The organism is Pseudomonas sp. LBUM1672, assembly GCF_059695655.1.
This window is the reverse complement of the sequence record NZ_CP166781.1, coordinates 3469283-3492476: the sequence shown is the minus strand read 5'-3', so window position 1 is coordinate 3492476 and position 23194 is coordinate 3469283. Positions and strand designations below refer to the sequence as shown.

The 23194-nt window shown below is 61.4% G+C and carries 15 protein-coding genes and 2 riboswitches; of the genes, 8 read left to right on the top strand and 7 right to left on the bottom strand.

All coding sequences use genetic code 11. The features are described 5' to 3' along the window. Positions 1-24: 24 nt before the first annotated feature. Positions 25-3735: a methionine synthase gene (metH, locus tag ACA053_RS15815; protein ID WP_497393032.1), complete on the bottom strand. Its 3711-nt coding sequence runs from the start codon at positions 3733-3735 to the stop codon at positions 25-27. A gap of 155 nt (positions 3736-3890) precedes the next feature. Between metH and ACA053_RS15810 the strand changes: the two genes are divergently transcribed. From ACA053_RS15810 to nfuA, 3 genes are all read left to right on the top strand, one after another. Beyond that, positions 3891-6176: a fatty acid cis/trans isomerase gene (locus ACA053_RS15810; RefSeq protein WP_497393031.1), complete on the top strand. Its 2286-nt coding sequence runs from the start codon at positions 3891-3893 to the stop codon at positions 6174-6176. 183 nt (positions 6177-6359) lie between these two features. Continuing rightward, positions 6360-7394, top strand: a complete 1035-nt coding sequence (locus ACA053_RS15805) for an acyltransferase family protein (RefSeq protein ID WP_497393029.1) — start codon at positions 6360-6362, stop codon at positions 7392-7394. 57 nt (positions 7395-7451) lie between these two features. Further along, complete coding sequence (gene nfuA / locus ACA053_RS15800) at positions 7452-8036, top strand: Fe-S biogenesis protein NfuA (RefSeq protein ID WP_007898222.1); 585 nt, start codon at positions 7452-7454, stop codon at positions 8034-8036. Between the two features lie 252 nt (positions 8037-8288). On the opposite strand, the gene cobM is transcribed toward nfuA, so the two are convergent. The 4 genes from cobM to ACA053_RS15780 all read right to left on the bottom strand — a co-directional run bounded on the left by cobM (position 8289) and on the right by ACA053_RS15780 (position 10451). Next, entirely contained in the window at positions 8289-9035 is a 747-nt protein-coding gene (cobM, locus tag ACA053_RS15795) for a precorrin-4 C(11)-methyltransferase (RefSeq protein ID WP_109632086.1), read from the bottom strand. Positions 9036-9133: 98 nt separating this feature from the next. After that, positions 9134-9547 (bottom strand): cobalamin biosynthesis protein, encoded by a 414-nt coding sequence (locus tag ACA053_RS15790; protein ID WP_497311694.1) that lies wholly within the window; start codon positions 9545-9547, stop codon positions 9134-9136. Next, entirely contained in the window at positions 9544-10248 is a 705-nt protein-coding gene (locus ACA053_RS15785) for a CbtA family protein (RefSeq protein WP_497311693.1), read from the bottom strand. The genes ACA053_RS15790 and ACA053_RS15785 overlap by 4 nt, the downstream gene beginning before the upstream one ends. Positions 10249-10259: 11 nt before the next feature. After that, positions 10260-10451: a CbtB domain-containing protein gene (locus tag ACA053_RS15780; RefSeq protein ID WP_084322810.1), complete on the bottom strand. Its 192-nt coding sequence runs from the start codon at positions 10449-10451 to the stop codon at positions 10260-10262. 119 nt (positions 10452-10570) lie between these two features. Beyond that, positions 10571-10798: riboswitch (cobalamin riboswitch) on the bottom strand. A 269-nt stretch (positions 10799-11067) separates the two neighbouring features. Next, a riboswitch (cobalamin riboswitch) is annotated at positions 11068-11279 on the top strand. Between the two features lie 98 nt (positions 11280-11377). Between ACA053_RS15780 and cobW the strand changes: the two genes are divergently transcribed. The 5 genes from cobW to ACA053_RS15755 all read left to right on the top strand — a co-directional run bounded on the left by cobW (position 11378) and on the right by ACA053_RS15755 (position 20023). Continuing rightward, the gene (gene cobW, locus ACA053_RS15775) at positions 11378-12439 is read left to right on the top strand and encodes a cobalamin biosynthesis protein CobW (RefSeq protein ID WP_497311692.1); all 1062 of its coding nucleotides are present in this window, start codon (positions 11378-11380) and stop codon (positions 12437-12439) included. A gap of 3 nt (positions 12440-12442) precedes the next feature. Further along, positions 12443-16336 carry a cobaltochelatase subunit CobN gene (gene cobN / locus ACA053_RS15770; RefSeq protein WP_497393028.1) on the top strand — a complete coding sequence of 1298 codons (3894 nt, stop codon included), beginning with the start codon at positions 12443-12445 and terminating at the stop codon, positions 16334-16336. Between the two features lie 195 nt (positions 16337-16531). Beyond that, positions 16532-17530 (top strand): magnesium chelatase ATPase subunit I, encoded by a 999-nt coding sequence (locus ACA053_RS15765; RefSeq protein ID WP_497393027.1) that lies wholly within the window; start codon positions 16532-16534, stop codon positions 17528-17530. Positions 17531-17583: 53 nt separating this feature from the next. Continuing rightward, positions 17584-18195: a vWA domain-containing protein gene (locus ACA053_RS15760; protein ID WP_109632076.1), complete on the top strand. Its 612-nt coding sequence runs from the start codon at positions 17584-17586 to the stop codon at positions 18193-18195. Between the two features lie 181 nt (positions 18196-18376). After that, positions 18377-20023, top strand: coding sequence for a phospholipase D-like domain-containing protein (locus tag ACA053_RS15755; RefSeq protein WP_497393026.1), 1647 nt, complete (start codon positions 18377-18379; stop codon positions 20021-20023). Positions 20024-20140: 117 nt separating this feature from the next. On the opposite strand, the gene poxB is transcribed toward ACA053_RS15755, so the two are convergent. Beyond that, the gene (poxB, locus tag ACA053_RS15750) at positions 20141-21865 is read right to left on the bottom strand and encodes a ubiquinone-dependent pyruvate dehydrogenase (protein WP_497311688.1); all 1725 of its coding nucleotides are present in this window, start codon (positions 21863-21865) and stop codon (positions 20141-20143) included. A gap of 83 nt (positions 21866-21948) precedes the next feature. After that, positions 21949-23172, bottom strand: coding sequence for an NADH:flavin oxidoreductase/NADH oxidase family protein (locus tag ACA053_RS15745; RefSeq protein ID WP_497393025.1), 1224 nt, complete (start codon positions 23170-23172; stop codon positions 21949-21951). Between the last annotated feature and the right edge of the window lie 22 nt (positions 23173-23194).

The following is a 23194-nucleotide window of genomic DNA, read 5'->3' as shown; positions in this document are numbered from 1 at the left end:
CAGTATTGTGGCCATGACACTGGGTTAGTTGTCGTAACCGAGGTTCGGTGCCAGCCAACGTTCGGTCACGCTCAATTCCTGCCCTTTACGCGACGTGTAGCTCTGCACCTGGTCTTTGTCGATCTTGCCTACCGCAAAATACTGCGCCTGCGGGTGAGCGAAGTACCAGCCGCTGACCGCCGCTGCCGGGAACATTGCGTAGTGTTCGGTGAGGAACACACCGCTGCGGCCAGCCTGCATTTCGCTGGCTTCAGGGTCGAGCAAGGCAAACAGGGTGCTTTTCTCGGTGTGATCCGGGCAGGCCGGATAGCCGGGAGCAGGGCGGATGCCGGTGTATTGCTCTTTGATCAGCGCCTCGTTGTCGAGCGTCTCATCCTTGGCGTAACCCCAGTAGTCTTTACGCACTTGCTGGTGCAGCCATTCGGCGCAGGCCTCGGCCAAACGGTCGGCCAGAGCCTTGACCATGATTGAGTTGTAATCGTCGCCAGCGTCTTGATAGGCCTTGGCCACTTCTTCTGCACCGATGCCGGCGGTGGTGATGAAGCCACCTACGTAGTCGGTGATTTCGCTGTCCTTCGGCGCGACGAAGTCGGCGAGGGAGAAGTTTGGCTTGCCGTCGGTCTTGATGATTTGCTGACGCAGGTGATGCAGCTTGGCCAATGGCTTGCCGTCATCGCCGTAGACTTCGATGTCATCCTCACGCACCTGGTTGGCCGGCCAGAAGCCGAACACCGCACGGGCGCTGATGAGTTTTTCGTCGATCAGTTTGGCAAGCATTTCCTGGGCGTCGGCGTACAGCGCGGTGGCGGCTTCACCGACCACTTCGTCCGTGAGGATGCGCGGGAACTTGCCGGCCAGGTCCCAGGAGATAAAGAACGGCGTCCAGTCGATGTACTCGGCCAGCACCTTCAGATCAATGTTGTCCAGCACACGCGATCCGGTAAAGGTCGGCTTGACCGGCTCATAGGCGCTCCAGTCGAACTGCGGCTTCTTGGCGATGGCGGCCGGGTAGCTCAGGCGTTCGGTGCGGGCACTGCGGTTGGCGGTACGCTCGCGAACGTCGATGTATTCCAGGCGGGTCTTCTCGACAAACGCCGGTTTCAATTCCTTGGACAGCAACTGCGTCGCCACGCCCACGGCGCGGGAGGCGTCGGTGACGTAGATCACCGCATCGTTGCTGTACTTCGGCTCGATCTTCACCGCCGTGTGCGCCTTGGAAGTGGTCGCGCCGCCGATCATCAACGGCAGATGGAAATCCTGACGCTGCATCTCACGGGCCACGTGAACCATTTCATCCAGCGAAGGCGTGATCAGACCGGACAGGCCGATGATGTCGCACTTCTGCTCCTTGGCAACCTGCAGGATCTTCTCGGCCGGGACCATCACGCCGAGGTCGACGATGTCGTAGCCGTTACAACCCAGCACCACGCCAACGATGTTCTTGCCGATGTCGTGCACGTCGCCCTTCACCGTAGCCATCAGGATCTTGCCCTTGGCTTGCGGCTTGTCACCTTTTTCCAGCTCGATGAACGGGATCAAGTGGGCTACGGCTTGCTTCATCACACGAGCGGATTTCACTACTTGCGGCAGGAACATTTTGCCGGCACCGAACAGGTCGCCGACGATGTTCATGCCGGACATCAGCGGGCCTTCGATCACTTCGATCGGGCGGGCGAACGACTGGCGCGATTCTTCGGTGTCTTCAACGATGTGCGTGGTGATGCCCTTGACCAGCGCATGCTCCAGACGCTTGTTGACGTCCCAGTTGCGCCACTCTTCGGTCTCGGCTTCCTTGACGCTGCCGTCGCCCTTGTACTTGTCGGCAATGGCGAGGAGGGCGTCAGTGCCGTTCGGAGTGCGGTTGAGTACTACGTCTTCAACCGCATCGCGCAGCTCGGCCGGGATCTGGTCGTAGATCTCCAGCTGGCCGGCGTTGACGATGCCCATGGTCAGGCCGTTGCGGATCGCGTACAGCAGGAACACCGAGTGGATCGCCTCGCGCACCGGGTTGTTGCCACGGAACGAGAACGACACGTTGGAAACGCCGCCCGAGGTCAGCGCGTACGGCAGCTCGTCGCGGATGTAGGCGCAGGCGTTGATGAAGTCCACGGCGTAGTTGTTGTGTTCTTCAATGCCGGTGGCCACGGCAAAGATGTTCGGGTCGAAGATGATGTCTTCCGGCGGGAAGCCGACTTCGTTGACCAGAATGTCGTAGGAGCGTTTGCAGATTTCTTTCTTGCGCGCTTCGGTGTCGGCCTGACCAGCCTCGTCGAATGCCATCACGACGACTGCGGCACCGTAGCGCTTGCACAGTTTGGCGTGGTGAATGAATTGCTCGACGCCTTCTTTCATGCTGATCGAGTTGACGATGCCCTTGCCCTGGATGCATTTCAGGCCGGCTTCGATCACTTCCCACTTCGAGGAGTCGATCATGATCGGCACGCGGGAGATGTCCGGTTCACCGGCAATCAGATTGAGGAAGGTCACCATGGCCTTCTTCGAATCGAGCATCCCCTCGTCCATGTTGATGTCGATGATCTGGGCGCCGGCTTCAACCTGTTGCAAGGCGACTTCCAGCGCTTCGGTGTAATTGTCTTCACGGATCAGCCGGGCGAACTTGGCGGAACCAGTGATGTTGGTGCGCTCGCCGACGTTGACGAACAACGAACTGCGATCGATGGTGAACGGTTCCAGACCGGAGAGGCGGCAAGCCTTCGGGATTTCCGGAATAACACGTGGCGCATAACCGGCCACGGCGTTGGCGATGGCTTCGATGTGACCCGGCGTGGTGCCGCAGCAGCCGCCGACGATGTTGAGGAAGCCACTCTGGGCGAACTCTTCGATGACCTTGGCGGTTTCCGACGGCAGTTCGTCGTACTCACCGAATTCGTTCGGCAGACCGGCATTCGGGTGCGCCGAAACGTGGGTGCCGGCCTTGTTCGACAGCTCTTCCAGGTACGGACGCAACTCACTGGCACCGAGGGCGCAGTTCAGGCCGACCGAGATTGGCTTGGCGTGGGCCACCGAGTTCCAGAACGCTTCGGTGGTCTGGCCGGACAGGGTGCGGCCGGAGGCGTCGGTGATGGTGCCGGAGATCATGATCGGCAGTTCGACGCCCAGCTCTTCGAACACCCCTTGCACCGCGAAGATCGCCGCTTTGGCGTTCAGTGTGTCGAAAATGGTTTCGATCAGGATCAGGTCGGCGCCACCTTCTATCAGGCCTTTGGTGGACTCGGTGTAGTTTTCCACCAGTTCATCGAAGGTCACGTTGCGATAGCCGGGGTTGTTCACGTCCGGCGACAGCGAGCAGGTGCGGCTGGTCGGGCCGAGGACGCCGGCAACGAAGCGCGGCTTGTCCGGGTTCTCCAGGGTTTTCGCATCGGCGACCTTGCGCGCCAGGCGGGCACCTTCTACGTTCAGTTCGTAGGCCAGCTCTTCCATGCCGTAATCGGCCATGGAAATCCGGGTGGCGTTAAAGGTGTTGGTTTCCAGAATGTCGGCGCCGGCATCCAGGTAGGCTTTCTCGATGCCGCCAATCACGTCAGGGCGGGTCAGCACCAGCAGGTCGTTGTTGCCCTTGACGTCGCTCGGCCAGTCGGCGAAGCGTTTGCCCCGGTAATCCTGCTCTTCGAGCTTGTAGCTCTGGATCATCGTGCCCATGCCGCCATCGAGAATCAGGATGCGCTCTTTGAGGGCGTGCTTGAGAGCTTGAAGGCGAACACTGCGATCGGACATTGGGACTACTCGAAAAGACCATGACGAAGGGCCGGGATAATAGCAAACCTGTGCGGTTTTAGAGCATGTCCCGGTTTTGCATGAATATCGCTCATGTTGGGGCGCGTGCTGGCCCGGTAGAATCGCGGCGTTTTTTCAGGATCAGGACCAGGGACATGTCGTATCGCGTCATCACCAGCATTTTTATGCTGCTTTTAAGCTGGGGTGCCGTTGCGCAAGGTCCGGCGATTTCCTACACGCAGGATATCCAACCGATCTTCACCGAAAAGTGCGTGGCCTGCCATGCCTGCTACGACTCCGCCTGTCAGCTCAATCTGGGCAGCGGTGAAGGGGTGGCGCGTGGCGCGACCAAATCCCCGGTCTACGATGGCGAACGCAGCCAGGCCGCCGCGCCGACCCGGTTGTTTTATGACGCGTTCGGTAAACGCGCCTGGCAGCAGAAGGGCTTCTATTCGGTCCTTGACGCCCAAGGCAGCCAGGCTGCTTTGATGGCGCGAATGCTGGAGCTGGGCCACACAACCCCGCTGCAACCCAATGCCAAGTTGCCGCAAGACATCGTCCTGGGCTTGAACCGGGAAAACATGTGCGCCATGCCGGCGGAGTTCGGCGGCTACGCCAGCACCCATCCGAAAGAAGGCATGCCGCTGGCGGTCACCGGCCTGACCGACCAGCAATACCAGACGCTGCAACGCTGGCTGGCCTCCGGCGCGCCCATTGATGAGCAAGGCCTGGTGCCTTCAGCGAAAGAAGCCTTGCAGGTGGTGCAGTGGGAAAACCTGCTCAATTCGCCGGGTGCCAGACAAAGCCTGGTCGGCCGCTGGTTATTCGAGCATTGGTTCCTCGCTCATCTCTATTTCAAGGACGGCGAGCCGGGACACTTCTTCCAGTGGGTCCGTTCGCGAACCCCGACTGGCCAGCCGATCGATCTGATCAATACCCGGCGCCCGAACGACGATCCGGGCACCCAGGTGTATTACCGCTTGTGGCCGGTGCAAGGCGTAATCGTGCACAAGACCCACATCACCTATCCGCTGAGCGCAGCGAAGATGGCGCGGATCAAAAGCCTGTTTTACAACGGTCAATGGCAGGTCAACGCCTTGCCGGGGTACGGTCCGGAACGCCGGGCCAATCCGTTCACCACTTTCGAAGCGATCCCGGCGCAGGCGCGTTATCAGTTCATGCTCGATAACGCCGAATACTTTGTGCGCACCTTCATTCGTGGGCCGGTCTGCCGTGGCCAGATTGCTACCGACGTGATCCGTGATCACTTCTGGGCACTGTTCCAGGCGCCGGAACACGACCTCTACATCACCGACCCGAACTACCGCGGCCAGGCCACGCCGTTGCTGGCGATGCCGGGGCAGAACGACGATGTGGGCAGCGTCCTGAGCCTGTGGCATGACTACCGCAACAAACGCAACGAGTACGAAGCGCTGCGTCGAGACAATTACGGGGAATTGCCAGCACCGAGTTGGTCGACCTTGTGGGCGGGCAATGACAACGCGCTGTTGAGCATCTTTCGGCATTTCGACAGTGCTTCGGTAAACAAAGGCCTGATCGGCGACGTGCCGCAAACCCTCTGGCTGTTCGACTTTCCGCTGTTGGAACGCACGTATTATCAGTTGGCGGTCAACTTCGACGTGTTCGGCAACGTGTCGCACCAAGCGCAGACGCGCCTGTATTTCGACCTGATCCGCAACGGCGCAGAGCAGAATTTCCTGCGCCTGATGCCGGCCGATTCACGGGACGATTACCTCAACGATTGGTATCAGGCCGGCGGCCAATTCAAGATGTGGCTGGATTACGAAGCCATCGACAACGACACGCCAACGGCGCTGAAACTGGATGAGAAAGATCCCAAACGCGACTTCGCGATGCAGTTGTTGACCCGTTACGGCGAACTCAATGCCAGGCCCGATCCAATCAACCGCTGCGATGGCGCTTACTGCTCGCGGCCGAACATCGACCCGGCATTGCAGAGTGCCGAGCAGGCCTTGAGTCGCCTGACGTCACGCCCGGCGGCGGGTTTGAAGGTCATCGATCAGTTGCCGGAGGCGACCATGCTGCGCATCGAGACGGCGAGCGGCAAGCGTGAGGTCTACAGCCTGTTGCGCAACCGGGCCCACAGCAATGTGGCGTTCCTGCTCGGTGAGTCGCGGCGTTATCAGCCAGGGCTCGACACCGTGACGATTTTTCCGGGCGTGCTCAGCAGCTATCCGAATTTCATGTTCAACATTCCGGCCGATCAGGTGCCGGCGTTCGTCGATGCGATGGAAAGCGCCAAGGACGCGCACCGTTTCGAAAAAATCGTCGAGCGCTGGGGCATTCGCCGCAGCCATCCGCAGTTCTGGTTCTACTTCCATGACCTGAGTCGCTATATCCACGAAACCGAGCCGGTGGAAGAGGGCGTGCTGGACATGAACCGGTACGAGAATCTTTGATCGACCTTTGATGGATGCATGGTGTCCCAATCTGGAGGCACCGTTGAACCCTGTGGGAGCGGGCTTGCCCGCGATAGCGCCTTCACATCCAACATTGATGGCGACTGATCCACCGCTATCGCGGGCAAGCCCGCTCCCACAAGGATCTGCGGAGATTTTGGCTTTTCGATCGGAGGGGCGTCGATGTTGATTTCGGTACAGGCACTGCGCGCCGTTGCAGCCTGGACGGTGGTCTGCCACCACTTCATGCAGATTTTCTTCGACTTCCAGGCCCGTGGCCCGGTGGGGCAGATGTTCATCGATAAGGGCGCGGTGGGTGTTGATATCTTCTTTGTCATCAGCGGGCTGGTGATCTTCCTGTCCACCGAAGGCAAATCGCTGCCGCCCGGGCGGTTTCTTCTGTATCGACTGTTTCGCATCGTTCCGGCGTACTGGCTGTACACGATGCTGATGGCGCTGGTGGTCGTGTTCGCACAGCCTGTATTGCCGGATCAGACGATCGACTGGTCGCATTTCCTGCTGTCGCTGTTGTTCATTCCCACGGAAAACCCCGGCGGCTACGGGATTTATCCGACGCTTAATGTCGGCTGGACGCTGAATTACGAAATGCTCTTCTACGTGCTGTTTGCCTGGGCATTGCTGTTTCGCTTGCAGGTTCGGCTGCTGATTGTTGGCGCGCTGTTGTTTGCGGTGTGTCAGGCCTGGACCGGATATGGCTGGATCAGCGAGTTCTACCATTCGGACATTGTTTATGAGTTTCTGCTGGGGATCGCCATCGGCATGATTTACCGGCGCGGCTGGATCAAACCCGGTTTCTGGCTGCCCTTGCTGGGGATTGGCGGCGCCTTGCTGGCGATTTATAACCTGGCGCCGCAGCCGCGTTTCCTGGCCTGGGGCGTGCCCAGTGCGGTGTTGGTGATGGCGTGTATGGCGCTGGAACGCTTTTTCGAGAACACCCGGTTGTTCAAGGTGCTCGGCGATTGTTCTTACTCGGTGTACCTGATGCATGTGCTGGTGCTGTCTGCTGGTGGTTTTGTCGCACAGCGTTATGGGGTAAATCCCTACGTGATGTTCGCTGTTTGCGTGCTGACCATCGGCGTGGCCTCCTGGGCGAGTTACGAATTTGTGGAAAAAAGCAGCTATCGGTGGCTTAAAGGCTGGATTGACGGCGAATCGGCAAGCAACGCTGTCCCGGCTCTTTCCCGACAAAAATACTAGGACTTTGTACGGCGCGATGATTGGCGTAAACTGCGCCCAAGCCTGCGAGGAGTTTCCATGACCGCTATTACCATCACTGACGCCGCCCACGATTATCTGGCTGATCTGCTCTCCAAGCAGAACACCCCGGGTATCGGCATCCGCGTCTTTATCACCCAGCCTGGCACCCAGTACGCCGAAACCTGCATTGCCTACTGCAAGCCGGGCGAAGAGAAACCTGAAGACACCGCGCTGGGGCTGAAAAGCTTCACCGCTTACATCGATTCGTTCAGCGAAGCTTTTCTGGACGACGCGGTTGTCGACTATGCCACCGACCGCATGGGCGGCCAGCTGACGATCAAGGCGCCCAACGCCAAAGTGCCGATGGTCAACGCCGACAGCCCGGTCAACGAGCGTATCAACTACTACCTGCAAACCGAGATCAACCCGGGGCTGGCCAGCCACGGCGGTCAGGTCAGCCTGATCGATGTGGTCGAAGACGGCATCGCGGTGCTGAAGTTCGGCGGCGGTTGCCAGGGCTGTGGCCAGGCAGACGTCACCCTTCGCGAAGGCATCGAGCGCACCTTGCTCGAGCGCATTCCCGAGCTCAAGGGTGTACGCGATGTGACTGACCACACGCAGAAAGAAAACGCCTACTACTAAGGTGTTCGCTGCGAAATGAAAAAACGGCACCCGTGAGTGCCGTTTTTTTATGGGTGATCGATTATCTGTGAGTGAATGGACTTACCTGTGGCGAGGGGATTTATCCCCGCTGGGCAGCGAAGCGGCCCCCTGCATTCTTCCGGGTGCACCTCGCAATCAGGTTTAGCGACGGCTTCGCCGCCGAACGGGGCGGTGCGACGTTTCGCTAAATCCCCTCACCACAGAGCCACTTATCTCAGCGTTGTGCTTGGCTCAGGGCCTGTAGAGATGCGCATGCCCCGCGCGATACAGCGACGACTCGCTGAACTGATCACTCCCCAACACCCGGCCCACCAGAATCAACGCCGTACGCCGAAACCCTTTCGCCGCAACCTTCCCGGCAATGTCCTCAATCGTCCCGACGACCCAATCCTGATCCGGCCAGCTCGCCCGGTGAATCACCGCAATCGGGCAGTCTGCGCCGTAATGCGGCAGCAATTGGGCGATGATCTTTTCCAGATGCTGCACGCCCAAATGAATCGCCATGGTCGCCCCATGCTGCGCCAGGCTACCCAGCTCTTCACCGGCCGGCATCACGGTCTTGTCGGCATAGCGGGTCAGAATCACACTCTGTGAGACGTCGGGCAGCGTCAGTTCCGCCCCCAAGAGCGCCGCACACGCCGCCGTCGCCGTGACCCCGGGAACGATTTCAAACGCAATCCCGAGTTCACGCAGATAGCGAATCTGCTCACCAATCGCTCCATAAAGACTCGGATCACCCGAATGCACCCGCGCCACGTCCTGACCGTTGGCGTGGGCGGTTTTGATCAGTTCGATGATCTGTTCCAGGTGCAACTCGGCGCTGTTGACCACCTGTTCGGCACAATGGCCTTCGAGCACCGCGGCAGGCACCAAAGAGCCGGCATAGATGATCACCGGGCAACTGCGAATCAGCCGTTGGCCTTTGACGGTGATCAGTTCCGGGTCGCCGGGACCTGCGCCAATGAAGTAGACGGTCATCGTCCGTTCCTTTGAATAGAGAGTCTGTTGGAAAAAGGGCTCGGGCAACGCCTGATATGAAGATTGCTCATGATCGGAGGCGGGGATTATCGGGGATCTTACGCAACGCAGGCCAATGCGAGGGTGGCCTGGGCATATTTTTGTCGCGAAATCAGCAGTTTCGCCGGTGCCTTGGCCAGGTGTTCGGCCAGGGCCAGGGCGGCACTTTCCGCCACGCCGTAGCAACCGGTGCGCTCGAACGCGATGTCCGAATGGTGGCTGAGTTGCGGTTTGTAACCTTTCAATTGCTCACTGCTGAAATACATCAGCGGCAACGCGAGTTGTTCGGCGAGTTCGACCAGGCCAGGCTCATCACGCTTCAGGTCGATGCTGGCCAGGGCCTTGATCTGGTGAAGTCCGATTTTATGAGCCTGCAGTGCCTGATCGAGTAACGCCCGCAGCGTGCTGGCGGGGCAGCCGCGCTGGCAGCCCAGGCCGACCACTAAAGTCGGCGCTGTGCGGGTATCAATCATGCGTGGTATTGGCCAGCGCTTTTGCGGCGGAACAACCAGGCGCTGATCAGGCCCAGGGCCAGCCAGAACGCGACGTTGGTCAACTGCGAAGCGATTTTGAACTGCGTCTCCAAGGCTTCCGGAGCCAGCATCGAGTGCACTTCCGGTTGTGGCGCGCCGATTACGTGCGGAACGGCGAGAATCGCCACGCCGAGGATCTTCATCAGCCAGTGGCGGCTGAACACAATCAACGCAATGCCGACGGCGGTGGAAGCGGCCGTACAGATCCACCAGAGTTGCCGTTGGGCCAGATCAGCCGCGGCAGTGCCCGGCAGTTCAGGCGGCAGGCCGAGGGTCGGCGCGAGCACGAAGGTCGCGTAACCGGCCAGGCCCCAGAGCAGGCCCTGAGAGGTTTTGGTCGGTGCACGCAAGGTGTAGAGACCGGCGAGCATCAGGGCGAAACCGACAGCCACCACCAGATTGCCACCCGTGGTCGACAGCAGGCGCTGCCAGCCGTCTTCCGGCTCCCAGGCTTCGGCGTCGTGAGTGTGAGCGGCGACACCGGCGGCGTGTTCGTGGACTTCAACCGCGGCCGGCTCGGATTTTTCGTAGGTTTCGGCCTGCAGAATCAGCGGTGACACCCAGAAACTTTGCAGTAGGGTCAGCAACAGGGCGGCCAGCAGCCCGCTGAAACCTGCGGTTTGCGCAATACGCTTGATCATGTCGACAGGTCTCAATGGCACGGGAAGGCGGAGCTGTGACGGGTATCGTGCGCGGCGTTGTGCACCGCTTCGATGTGCGAGAAACCGGCGAAATAGACGAGACACGCGCCGAGGATCGACGCACACACGGCGGCGGTCAGGCGTTGGCTCAGGGTTGTGGTGGTGCTGGCGGTGCTGTGGCCGGTGCTGCTGATGATCGACATGGCGCTTCCCTCTGGTCTGTCAGCGGGTGAATAGAGCGCATGGAAGACCCCTGCGAGTCGGGCACGCAGAGGCTCAACAGCGCCCGCCCACCGCGGGTTTGTTATTCAGTGATCGTAGTGGTCACTTTGTGTTGCGGGCCGGTCTCCGGGCTCACGAGGGGGGCTGGCTTTCGCCGGAACCTGCAAGCATCACCTTCCCATGCCGAACTGCTGGCACAGTGGATCTGACGCTTCGCTCGCTTACCGTTGCGGGGGCAGCACCGGACTGACATGGCTTTGAGTAAAGCACATGATTCACCGGTTTCCCGTTTCACCCTGTGAAGGGCACCCGTAACAAGGCGTGTAGGAGAGCATGGGCGGGGGTTTGGCGTCAATTGCCATGGGTTCTCATCTCTGAGGCGAGGAGGACTCCTGTGGCGATGGGATTTATCTGTGGCGAGGGGATTTATCCCCGTTGGGCTGCGAAGCGGCCCCCTGCATTTCTTCAGACATACCCCGCAAACAGGTCTTGCGACGGCTTCGCCGCCGAACGGGGATAAATCCCCTCGCCACAGGTAAGCCTCCTCCCACAAGGGGCTAATCAACTGACGGACATTGACCCGCCCCCACACGATGCGTAGCCTTGCGCTTTCGAGGTTCTTCGGCATTTGTCGAAGCTAAGAAGGGAACGCGGTCGATGCCGCGGCTGCCCCCGCAACTGTGAACGGTGATGTTCGCTGCCACGCCACTGCAAACCCTGTCCAGCGGGTTCGCGGGAAGGCGCAGCGAATGCCAATCTGCATTTGGCACACCGTCAGCCAGGAGACCTGCCTCGACACAGATTCTCACTACAACCGGGCGGGGTGATCCGGTGGCGAACTCTTCCGCGCGCGCCCGTCGCTGCGATTGTCGTCCCGTATGCCCGCCACCTTGCCAAAGGGCATCCGATGAAAACACTGGCCAAACTCCCCGTCACCATCGTTACCGGCTTCCTCGGCTCGGGCAAAACCACCTTGCTGCGGCACATGCTCGACAACGCGCAGGGCCGCCGCATCGCGGTGATCGTCAACGAGTTTGGCGAGCTGGGCATCGACGGCGAAATCCTCAAGCAATGCTCCATTGGCTGCACCGAAGAAGAAGCCAACGGCCGCGTCTACGAACTGGCCAACGGCTGCCTGTGCTGCACCGTCCAGGAAGAATTCTTCCCGGTGATGCGCGAACTCGTCGCCCGTCGCGGCGACCTTGATCACATCCTGATCGAAACCTCGGGCCTGGCCTTGCCAAAGCCGCTGGTTCAAGCCTTCCAGTGGCCGGAAATCCGCAGCGCCTGCACCGTTGACGCAGTCATCACCGTGGTCGACAGCCCGGCCGTTGCCGCCGGCACCTTCGCGGCTTTCCCGGACCAAGTCGACGCCCAGCGCAAACTCGACCCGAACCTGGACCACGAATCGCCGCTGCACGAGCTGTTCGCCGACCAACTGGCCAGCGCCGACCTGGTGATCCTCAACAAGGCCGACCTGATCAGCCCTGAAGACCTCGCCCGTGTACGCCTGGAAGTCGCCGAAGAGTTGCCGCCCGCCGTCAAAGTCATCGAAGCCAGCAGCGGCCGTGTGCCACTGGACGTGTTGATCGGCCTCGGTGCCGGTTCCGAAGAACACATCGACAGCCGTCACAGCCATCACGATCACCACCATGAAGGTGAAGACGATCATGATCACGACGCCTTCGATTCCATCTCCATCGAACTGCCGCAAGCCGACGAAAGCCTGCTGCTGGACGCGCTGACCCAACTGGTGGTCCAGCACGGCATCCTGCGCGTCAAAGGTTTCGCCGCGATTCCGAACAAGCCGATGCGCTTGCTGATCCAGGGCGTGGGCACGCGTTTCGACAAGCATTTCGACCGTCAGTGGGGCGCCGAAGAAGCGCGTACCACGCGCCTGGTGCTGATCGGCCAGGAACTGGACGCCACGCTGCTTGAAGCGCAATTGCGCGCCGCGCTCAGCGTTTAAGCCATGCACCTGCTCAGGACCCAGCCCGGCGGTTTCGTGTCGGATGACAACATTGCCGACCTTGGACAAACCCCCGCCGAGTTGGTGATCCTGTGCAGCGGCGATTCCAGCCTGGCGTTGCTCGCCGAAGCGGCGCAGCAGTTGCCCGACGATTACCCCAGCGTGCGTCTGGCCAACCCGATGCAGGTGCAGAATCACGCCTCGGTCGACCTGTATGTCGACGAAGTGCTGCGCCATGCCAAGGTGATCCTGATTTCGCTGCACGGCGGCATCGCCTATTGGCGTTACGGTGTCGAGCGTCTGGTGGAGCTGTCCCAACGTGGTGTGCAACTGATTCTGGTGCCCGGCGATGATCGTCCGGACCCGGAGCTCAGTGACCTGAGCACCGCGATAGCCGAAGACCGCGACCGGCTTTGGCAGTTTTTGCGTCAGGGCGGCATGGCCAATGCCCTGGATTTCTTCCGCTGTCTGGCCAATCGCTGGCTGGATCGCGACTACGCCTGGGCCGAGCCGCAAACCCTGCCGCGCACAGCGATTTACCATCCACAAAAAAGCCCCGCTGAACTGAGCGATTGGCAAGCCGACTGGCAGGCCGGTCAACCGGTGGCGGCGGTGCTGTTCTATCGCTCGCATTTGCAGGCGGCAAACACTGCGTTCATCGATGTTTTCTGCCAGCGTTTGCAGGCGGCGGGTTTGAATCCGTTGCCGATTGCGCTGGCCAGTTTGAAAGAACCCGGCTGCCTGACGGTGGTCGAGGACCTGCTGGACGAAGTCGAGGCGGCGGTGATTCTCAACACCACCGGCTTCGCGCAATCAAGCCCTGAAGCGCCGCATTTGCGGCCGTTTCGCCGCAACATTCCGGTGATCCAGGCGATTTGCGCCCAGGACAACGAGCCGGGCTGGCTCGCCAGCGAACAAGGTCTCGGCCCGCGTGATCTGGCGATGCACATCGCGCTCCCGGAGCTGGACGGACGGATCATCAGCCGACCGATCAGCTTCAAGGACCTGGCGTGGCGCAGTGAGCGCAGTCAGTCGGACGTGGTGTGCTATCGGGCGCAACCGGAACGCATGGATTTCGTCGCCGAACTGGCGCGGCGCTGGATCGATCTGGCGCGGGTGCCAAACAGCGAAAAACGCATCGCGCTGATCCTCGCCAACTACCCGACCCGCGACGGGCGCATCGGCAACGGCGTGGGCCTCGACACCCCGGCTGCTGCAATGAACATCCTGCGTGCGCTGCACACCGAAGGCTATCCGCTGCCCGCCGAGTTGCCGGACAGCGGCACTGCGTTGATCCAGCAATTGCTCGGCGGCGTCAGCAACGACCTCGACACGATTGATCAGCGTCCCTGTCAGCAAAGCCTGGCGATGGACGACTATCGGACGATGTTCAAGGCCTTGCCCGAAGCCAATCAGCAAGCCGTGCTGGAGCGCTGGGGCACGCCTGACAGCGATCCGATGTGCCGCGACGGACGCATGATGATCGCCGGGCTGCGCTTTGGCCTGACCTTCGTCGGCATTCAGCCGGCGCGGGGATATCAGGTCGACCCGAGCGCGGTGTATCACGACCCGGATCTGGTACCGCCCCACGGCTACCTGGCGTTCTACTTCTGGTTGCGCAACACCTATGGCGCCCACGGCGTGATTCACGTCGGCAAGCACGGCAACCTTGAATGGCTGCCGGGCAAAGGCGTCGGGCTCTCCGAAAATTGCTGGCCGGATGCGCTGCTCGGGCCGTTGCCGAATATCTATCCCTTCATCGTCAACGATCCGGGCGAGGGCGCCCAGGCCAAGCGTCGCACCCAGGCGGTGATCATCGACCACCTGATGCCGCCGCTGACCCGCGCCGAAACCTACGGCCCGTTGCGCAACCTTGAGTTGCTGGCGGACGAGTATTACGAAGCGCAGCTGCTCGATCCGCGCCGCGCCCGGGAGTTGCAGCGCGACATCCTGCAACTGGTGCGCGACACGCACATCGACCGTGAACTGCAACTGGACGAAAAGCTCAACAGCGACGCCGATGCGGCGATCTGGTTGCCTCGGCTGGACACGTACCTGTGCGACTTGAAAGAGTCGCAGATCCGCGATGGCTTGCACATCTTTGGCGAGTCGCCGACCGGGCGTTTGCGCATTGATACGTTGTTGGCGCTGTTGCGGATCCCCCGTGGCGATGGTCGTGGGGCGCAATCGAGTCTGTTGCGGGCGTTGGCCAAGGCGTTCGAGTTGGGGTTTGATCCGCTGGATTGCGCGTTGGCCGAGCCATGGACCGGACCGCGCCCCGTTGAACTTCTGAGCGTTACTGATGAAGTGTGGCGCACGACTGGTGACACACGCGAACGCCTCGAACTGTTCGCCGCCCAACTCATCGCGCATACTCTGGATACCGACGCCGAACCCCGTGAGAACAAGCTTCTGTGGCGAGGGGATTTATCCCCGTTGGGCTGCGAAGCGGCCCCAAAAAATGGGACTGCTACGCAATCCAACGGGGATAAATCCCCTCGCCACAAAAGCCCGCTCCCACAGGAGGCACCCTGGTCTGAAGTGAGCGCCATCCTCGACAGCCTGTGCGAAGTCGTCGCCCCGCGTCTGGATGCCTGCGGCCCCGCAGAAATGCGCGGCCTGCTCGATGCCCTGAGCGGTCGTTTCGTCCCGGCCGGTCCCAGCGGTGCGCCGAGTCGCGGTCGTCAGGACGTGCTGCCCACCGGGCGCAATTTCTATTCGGTGGACGTGCGCAACCTGCCAACCACCACCGCCTGGCGCATCGGTTTCCAGTCGGCGAACCTGATTCTCGAACGGCATTTGCAGGACCACGGCGATCACCTGCGCCAGCTCGGCCTGTCCGTCTGGGGCACGGCGACCATGCGCACCGGCGGCGACGACATTGCCCAGGCCATGGCCTTGATGGGCGTGCGCCCGGTCTGGGCCACTGGCAGTCAACGGGTCGACGACTTTGAAATCCTGCCGCTGAGCCTGCTCGACCGCCCGCGCGTGGACGTGACCTTGCGCGTGTCCGGGTTCTTCCGCGATGCCTTCGCCAACCTGATCCGCCTGTTCGACGCCGCCGTGCAAGCGGTCGCTGCGCTGGACGAACCGGACGACCTCAACCCGTTGGCCGCCAAAGTACGCGCCGAGCGTGAAGCGTTGATCCAGGCGGGCCTTGATGAAGAAGCGGCCAAGCGCCAGGCCGGCTGGCGCATCTTCGGCGCCAAGCCCGGTGCTTATGGCGCAGGTGTGCAAGGCGCCATCGACGGTCGCTTGTGGCAAAGCCGCGAGGACCTGGCCGAGGTTTACCTGAATTGGGGCGGCTACGCTTACGGCGGGTCCGATGAAGGCACCGCCGCTCGCGAACAATTCGCCCAGCGCCTGAGCCAGGTTCAGGCTGTGCTGCAAAACCAGGACAACCGCGAGCATGATTTGCTCGATTCCAACGACTATTACCAATTCCAGGGTGGCATGCTCGCCGCCGTGGAAAGCCTCAGCGGCGAAGCGGCGGCCAGTTACCATGGCGATCACAGTCAGCCAGACTTGCCGAAGATTCGCACTTTGAAGGAAGAGCTGAATCGGGTGATCCGCTCCCGGGCGGCGAATCCGAAGTGGATCGACGGCGTGAAACGTCACGGCTATAAAGGCGCGTTCGAATTGGCAGCGACGGTGGATAATCTGTTCGCGTTCGACGCTACGACCCAACTGATCGACGATCATCAATACGCGTTGCTGGCGGATGCGTATTTGCTCGATCCGGCGACCCGGGATTTTGTCCGCGAGCATAATCCCCACGCGCTGCGCGACATGACCGAGCGCATGCTCGAGGCGCAACAGCGGGGGATGTGGCAGGAGCCGGGCGCGTATCGCGAGGCACTGGAAAACCTGTTGCTGGACATAGAAGAAGACAGCTGAAATGGATCTGTGGCGAGGGAGCTTGCTCCCGCTGGGCTGCGCAGCAGCCCTAAAACCTGAATGCACATTTTTTCAGGCATTGCTTAGTGTCAGCATCTACGGCTGCTTCGCAGCCAGACGGGAGCAAGCTCCCTCGCCACAGGTTTGGAGTATGTTCTTGAGATCGCTTTTACCGACCATGACTGAGTATTGAAGATGACCGACACCCCCCATTTCCCACTCTCCGCCGTGGTCGGCGCCGACGATCTGAAACTCGCCCTCTATCTGACCGCCATCGACCCGAAAATCGGCGGCGTGCTGATCGAAGGCCCGCGCGGCATGGCCAAATCCACCCTGGCCCGAGGTCTCGCGGATCTACTCGCCAGCGGTCAATTCGTCACGCTGCCTCTGGGCGCCACTGAAGAACGGCTGGTCGGCACCCTCGACCTCGACGCCGCCCTGAGCGAAGGCCGCGCGCAATTTTCCCCCGGCGTATTGGCCAAGGCCGACGGCGGGGTGCTGTACGTAGATGAAGTCAATCTGCTGCCCGATCACCTCGTTGACCTGCTGCTCGACGTGGCCGCCAGCGGCACCAACCTGATCGAGCGCGACGGCATTTCCCATCGGCATTCGGCGAAGTTCGTCCTGATCGGCACCATGAACCCGGAAGAGGGCGAGCTGCGTCCGCAACTGCTCGACCGTTTTGGCCTGAACGTCGCCCTCAGTGGTCATACAGCACCGGCCGAACGCGGGCAGATCATCCGTCGGCGCCTGGATTTCGACAGCGATCCCCAAGGTTTCTGCGTCGAGTGGGAAAGCCAGCAACAGTCGTTGCGAGAACGTTGCCAGAAGGCGCGCAGCGCATTGGCAAGCATCCCTCTGGATGATGCAGCACTGGCGCAGATCACCGAGCGCTGTTTTGCCGCCGGTGTCGATGGCCTGCGCGCCGATCTGGTCTGGTTGCGCGCGGCCCGGGCCCACGCCGCTTGGCGAGGCGCGGGTGCGATCAGCGAGGACGATATCGACGCCGTTGCCGAGTTCGCGTTGCGTCATCGCCGTCGCGAGCCATCGCCTCCGGCGCCGCAACACAATCAGTCACCCTCGGCGCAGTCTTCCAGCCCGAGCGAGGGCCAGGGCCAATGGGGTGAAATGCCCGCTCAGGCGCTGCCGGTCGGCGCCCGCCGTGAAGTGCCGAGCTGGCCAAAAAAGCCCTAGGCATTCGCCCTCGATCTGACGCGGGGGCGAATGCCAGACCCCGCGCAGGACGGCTGGATAACGGTAAACAGGGCAAGCGCCACGCCGCGCGCAGCGGCTCGATCAACTGGCCCGGCACCTTGCTCAATGGCCGGCCGCGTCAGCGCAGCGATGTGCTGTTCCACCTGCGCACCCGTTGCCCTCATGAACTGTGGCTGGTGATCGTTGACGCATCGGCCTCGACTCGCCGTCATCAGGCATTGAGCGATGCCAAGGGGTTGCTCGCGCAAGTGTTCGACGATGCGTATCGACAGCGCGCGCGCCTGGCTTTGCTGACCGCCAGCGGCCAGGCGCCGAAGTGGCAGGTGCAAGGCTTGAAAGCGTCGACGGGGTTGCGTGCCTGGCTCGATGGCTTGGGTGCGGGCGGCGGTACGCCGATGTTGGCTGCGCTGGGCGAAGCGGGGCGCTGGCTTGCGGCGCGACAAAAACGCTTTCCGGCGGAACAGCAAAGGCTGCTGCTGGTGACCGATGGGCGATTGAAGGAATGGCCGGGGTTGCCGGTTCTGGATTGTCCGGGATTATTGATTGATATCGAGCGCGGGCCGATTCGATTAGGGCGGGCCAGACAGATGGCGGCAGAGTTGCAGGCGGATTATCGGCACATTGATGCGCTGGTTTCAGGCTGAGGACTGTGTTGTCTGCAAGGGCTCCTTCGCGAGCAAGCCCGCGACCACAGGGGACCTGTGGCGTTCACAAACCCTGTGGGAGCGGACTTGCTCGCGAAGGCATCACCTCGATTCCGGATATTCATGGCGAATCCGCATCGCTCCCCTATGCTCTGAATGCATTCGATCAAAGGAATGAATCATGCGCGTACTGGCCGTCAACCCCCAGAACGACTTCCGCGTCAAAGCCTACGCCGGCACCAATGGTGTGCTGTTGGCCATGGACGTGGCCGAACCCCGTCGCAAAGGAATGCTGGGTTTCGCCATCGAAAAACAGCAGGGGAGCAAGCCCTGGCTGTTTTTGTTCAATAGCCTGACGTTCCCGGGCAAGGCCCATACCTTCCCCCAATATCGCGCCACCCCGAGCGATATCGCGCCGTTGCAGAAATTTCGCTGGGCCGATTACGCGGTCAATCCGGGGCTGACCATCCATTACCGAATCTATCTGGCTTACGGCAGCGTCGATGCGCCGCAACTGGGTGAGTTCCTGGAGGTGACGGTCGTTTCCGATGACGGTCATCCCGGCAACCAAAGCGTCAATTTCAACCGCGCCGTGGCTGCCAGCCAGGCATTCCAGCGCAAGTTTCCCGAGCTCGACACACTCCTCAGCGGCCAAGACAGACTGCCCATCGAAGCCTGGCCCGATGCCCCGCGCCAGTGGCTGGAGAACGGGCTGCTCGGGCGTTTGCTGGGGTTTATCGAGCGGGCCGTCGATGGCCAGTGGGCACTGGATATCGCCATCTACGAGTACCAGTTGCCGGTGATTGTCGAGGCGGTGAACGCGGCGCACGAGCGTGGCGTAAAGGTTCGCGTCCTCTATCACGCGCAACCGGACGAAGACACCACCGCCCTGAACGAGGCGAGCCTGGAAAAGATCCCGGCGGCGAACAAGCGCGGGCGGGTCACCCACAGTATTTTTCACAACAAGTTTATGGTCCTGAGCCGGCTCGACGGCGCGGGTCTGCGCCAGCCTGAAGCCGTGCTCTGCGGCAGCACCAACTTCACACCCAACGGCATTTACCGCCAGGCCAACGTGGTGCATGTGCTGGACGATCATCGGGTCGGCGCCAGCTACCTGCAAATGTTCGAGCAGGTCTGGAACACACCGGCGGATGTCGGTGCCACGCGGAAATGGATCACGCAACACAACCCGATGGACCCGACGCAACCGATGTTCGCCGGTTTTTCCCCGCGCTCGGGTCAGGGCGACTTGCATGAGTTCGTCGACATCATCAATGCGGCGAAAAAAGACCTGCTGTTCGTCACCGCGTTCACCTTGCCCGACGCCATCCTCAATGCGTTACTCGGCGAACCCCACGACGACATTTTGCGCTATGGCCTGCAAAACTCCGCGAGCAAGATCACCGGATTTCACGCCGACCGCACCGCCGAGTTCACCACGGTTGCGCTGCTCAATACCGGCCTGGAAGGTTGGCTCCTGGAAAGCAAGGAAGGCCAGAAGGGCAACCTGCTGGTGCACACCAAAGCCATCGTCACGGATTTCACTAGCGATTCGCCGACGATCATCAGCGGCAGCCATAACCTCAGTGCGGCAGCCAGTCACAGCAATGACGAAAACTACCTGATCATCCGCGGCGATACTGACCTGGCGGACCGTTATGGTCTGGAATTGCTGCGGTTTTATGAGCATTACCGGTTTCGCTATTACGCGAAAAAACTGGCGCTCAAGCAGGTCAAGCCGTTGGCGGCGGATGACCGTTGGACTGATGATTATTATGTTGAGGGGAATTTGCGGCAGTTGTCGCGACTGCGTTTTTCCGGGCAGTAATCGTTGGCCTCACTGGCCCCATCGCGAGCAGGCCCGCTCCCACATTGGATCTCCTTATGACGAAGATCCTTGTGGGAGCTAGCCTGCTAGCGATGGGGGCGACACGGTTTCAGCGCGTCAGCGAAACAGATTCGTGCGCGCCAACTCAATCACCTCATCCCCACGCCCGCTCATCACCGCTTTGAGCATGTACAAACTGAACCCTTTGGCCTGTTCCAGCTTGATCGACGGCGGCATCGCCAGTTCCTGGGTCGCCGTTATTACGTCCACCAGCACCGGCCCGTCATGGGCCAGCGCCCGGCGCAAGGCCGGTTCCAGCGCCTCGGATTCCTCGACGCGAATCCCCAGAATGCCCATGGCGTTGGCCATCGCGGCGAAGTCGGGGTTGTGCAGGTCGGTGCCGGTGTCCAGCAGTCCGCTGGATTTCATTTCCATCGCCACGAAGCCGAGCGAGGCATTGTCGTAGACGATGATTTTCACCGGCAGCTTCAGTTGCGCCAGCGAGATGAAATCCCCCATCAGCATGCTGAAACCACCGTCGCCGGACAGCGAAATCACCTGTCGCCCGGGAAACGCCGCTTGCGCGCCGATGGCCTGAGGCATCGCGTTCGCCATGGAGCCGTGGTTGAACGAGCCGAGCAGTCGGCGCTGGCCATTCATTTTCAGATAGCGCGCGGCCCAGACCGTCGGCGTGCCCACGTCGGCGGTGAAGATTGCATCGTCATCGGCCAGCTCGCTGAGCAGGCGAGTGAGGTATTGCGGATGAATCGGCCGACCCGGCGCCGACGGTTGAGCCAGGTCATCCAGGCCCTGACGCGCCTTTTGGTAGTGTTTGAGGGATGACTCGAGAAAGCTGCGGTCGCCCTGATAAGGCAGGTGCGGCAGCAACGCGGCGAGGGTTTCGCTAACGTCGGCGGCGATGCCCAGATCCAGCGTAGTGCGCCGGCCGAGGGCTTGCGGGTCGTGGTCGATCTGAATGATGGTGGCGTCGGTGGGATAGAACTGGCGATAGGGAAAGTCAGTGCCGAGCATCACCAGCGTGTCGCAGTTGAGCATGGCGTGATAACCGGAGCTGAAGCCGATCAGCCCGGTCATGCCGACGTCGAACGGGTTGTCCCACTCCACGTGCTCCTTGCCGCGCAACGCATGTACCACCGGCGCGCCTAGGGCGTCAGCCAACGCCACCACCTGATCGTGGGCACCCGCGCAGCCGGCGCCACACATCAGCGTCACGGCTTTGCTTTGGCTCAGCAATTCGACCAGCCGATCCAGGTCCTGAGGCGCGGGCAGGGTGCGCGGTTTTGAGAGCGCCGGCCAGGGCTTGAGGTTGTCTTCGACTTCCTGCAGCGCCACGTCACCGGGAATCACCACCACCGCGACGCCGCGATTGAGGATGGCACTGCGCATCGCCCGATGCAGCACCTGAGGCATCTGCGCCGGATTGCTCACCAGTTCGACGAAGTGGCTGCATTCCTTGAACAGTTCCTGCGGGTGGGTTTCCTGAAAGTAGTTCAGGCCCACTTCTGAGGATGGAATCTGCGCGGCGATGGCCAACACCGGCACATGGTTTTTGTGGCAATCGTACAGCCCGTTGATCAAGTGCAGATTGCCCGGCCCGCAACTGCCGGCGCACACCGCCAGTTGTCCGGTCACCGCCGCGTCGGCACCGGCGGCGAACGCGGCGACTTCCTCGTGGCGCACGTGCATCCACTCGATGCTGTCCATAGTGCGCAGGGCCTCGGTCAGACCGTTAAGGCTGTCGCCGGTCAGGCCCCAGATGCGTTTGACGCCGGCCTGTTCAAGGGTGGTTGCCAGTTGTTGGGCAAGGTTGATTTTCGCCATGGGGTGCTCCACTGATGAATGAATTGTCCTCGCGATTAAAAGAGGACAACACGGTGGCAACCATGACTCACCCGGATGTGTGATTACTTGCCCATCGCCTGCCGGTACTGACGCGTGCGCCGGGCGATGTACAACTGATCGAGGATCAACGCCCATATCGCCGAAACCTGTGGCCGGGTCTTGCGCCCACGGCTCAGGCGATGCAGCTGGAATTTCACCACGGCCATGCTCGCCAGGGCCGCCAGCGGTTTGCGCTTCCAGCGGATCGGCGGCAATTGCGGATGGCTGTCCTGGCCTTCGCGCCAGCGCCTGACCAGCTGCGGTTCGATGGCCAGCGCCGTGCCGATACCGGCCATGGCGATGCCGCTATCGAGCACCTGTTCGACGATGGCCAGGCGTCGAATCCCACCGGTCACCATCACCGGCATACTCGCGACGCTGGCCAGTTCGCCGGCCATTTCCAGAAAGTACGCCTCCCGCGCCAAGGTCCTGCCGTCGCGGGCTTCGCCTTGCATGGCCGGCGCTTCGTAGCTGCCCCCGGAAAGTTCCAGCAAATCGATGTTCTGATCGTTGAGCCACAGGATCACTTGCCGGGCGTCGTCGGCGTCGAAACCGCCGCGCTGGAAGTCCGCCGAGTTGAGTTTTACCGCCACACAAAACTCTGGCGACACGGCCTGGCGAACGGCGCTGACCACGTCCAGCAGCAGACGGGCGCGATTCTCCAGGGAACCGCCCCAACGGTCCGTGCGGCGATTGGTCAATGGCGAGAGAAACTGGCTGAGCAGGTAGCCGTGCGCGGCATGAATCTGCACGCCGGTGAAGCCGGCTTTTTCCGCCAGTGCAGCACTGGTGGCGAAGCGCTGGATGACCTCGGCGATATCGCTTTCCGACATCGGTTTGGGTTCGGCAAACATCTTGGAGAACGAACCCAGGTCCAGCGCCACGGCCGACGGTGCCCAGGCTTGCTGGCCGAGGTTGGCCATGGTCTGCCGGCCAGGATGATTGAGCTGCACCCAAAAGTGCGCACCGCCGGATCGGCCGATGGTCGCCCACTGCCGGAACTGCTCAAGATGCCGTTCGTCTTCCAGCACCACGCCTGCGGGGCCGGTCATGGCGCGGCGATCGATCATCACGTTGCCGGTCAGCAACAGGCCGGTTTCGCCCTCGGCCCAGGCTTGATACAGCTGAAACAGCGCGCTGGACGGTGCTTGCCCGGTGTCCGCGAGGTTCTCTTCCATCGCGGCTTTGGCGATGCGATTGCCGAGGGTCTGGCCGTTGGGCAAATTCAGCGTTTGGAAAGGCGACATGCTTGACTCCTCATCAGTGATG

What these genes read in the sequence shown, in the direction of transcription:
- cobN (WP_497393028.1), top strand. Translation starts at nt 12,443, where the DNA reads ATGCACCTGCTCAGGACCCAGCCCGGCGGTTTCGTGTCGGATGACAAC.
- ACA053_RS15790 (WP_497311694.1), bottom strand. Translation starts at nt 9,547, where the DNA reads ATGATTGATACCCGCACAGCGCCGACTTTAGTGGTCGGCCTGGGCTGC.
- ACA053_RS15745 (WP_497393025.1), bottom strand. Translation starts at nt 23,172, where the DNA reads ATGTCGCCTTTCCAAACGCTGAATTTGCCCAACGGCCAGACCCTCGGC.
- ACA053_RS15810 (WP_497393031.1), top strand. Translation starts at nt 3,891, where the DNA reads ATGTCGTATCGCGTCATCACCAGCATTTTTATGCTGCTTTTAAGCTGG.
- ACA053_RS15780 (WP_084322810.1), bottom strand. Translation starts at nt 10,451, where the DNA reads ATGTCGATCATCAGCAGCACCGGCCACAGCACCGCCAGCACCACCACA.
- ACA053_RS15765 (WP_497393027.1), top strand. Translation starts at nt 16,532, where the DNA reads ATGACCGACACCCCCCATTTCCCACTCTCCGCCGTGGTCGGCGCCGAC.
- cobM (WP_109632086.1), bottom strand. Translation starts at nt 9,035, where the DNA reads ATGACCGTCTACTTCATTGGCGCAGGTCCCGGCGACCCGGAACTGATC.
- ACA053_RS15785 (WP_497311693.1), bottom strand. Translation starts at nt 10,248, where the DNA reads ATGATCAAGCGTATTGCGCAAACCGCAGGTTTCAGCGGGCTGCTGGCC.
- poxB (WP_497311688.1), bottom strand. Translation starts at nt 21,865, where the DNA reads ATGGCGAAAATCAACCTTGCCCAACAACTGGCAACCACCCTTGAACAG.
- cobW (WP_497311692.1), top strand. Translation starts at nt 11,378, where the DNA reads ATGAAAACACTGGCCAAACTCCCCGTCACCATCGTTACCGGCTTCCTC.
- ACA053_RS15805 (WP_497393029.1), top strand. Translation starts at nt 6,360, where the DNA reads ATGTTGATTTCGGTACAGGCACTGCGCGCCGTTGCAGCCTGGACGGTG.
- ACA053_RS15755 (WP_497393026.1), top strand. Translation starts at nt 18,377, where the DNA reads ATGCGCGTACTGGCCGTCAACCCCCAGAACGACTTCCGCGTCAAAGCC.
- nfuA (WP_007898222.1), top strand. Translation starts at nt 7,452, where the DNA reads ATGACCGCTATTACCATCACTGACGCCGCCCACGATTATCTGGCTGAT.
- metH (WP_497393032.1), bottom strand. Translation starts at nt 3,735, where the DNA reads ATGTCCGATCGCAGTGTTCGCCTTCAAGCTCTCAAGCACGCCCTCAAA.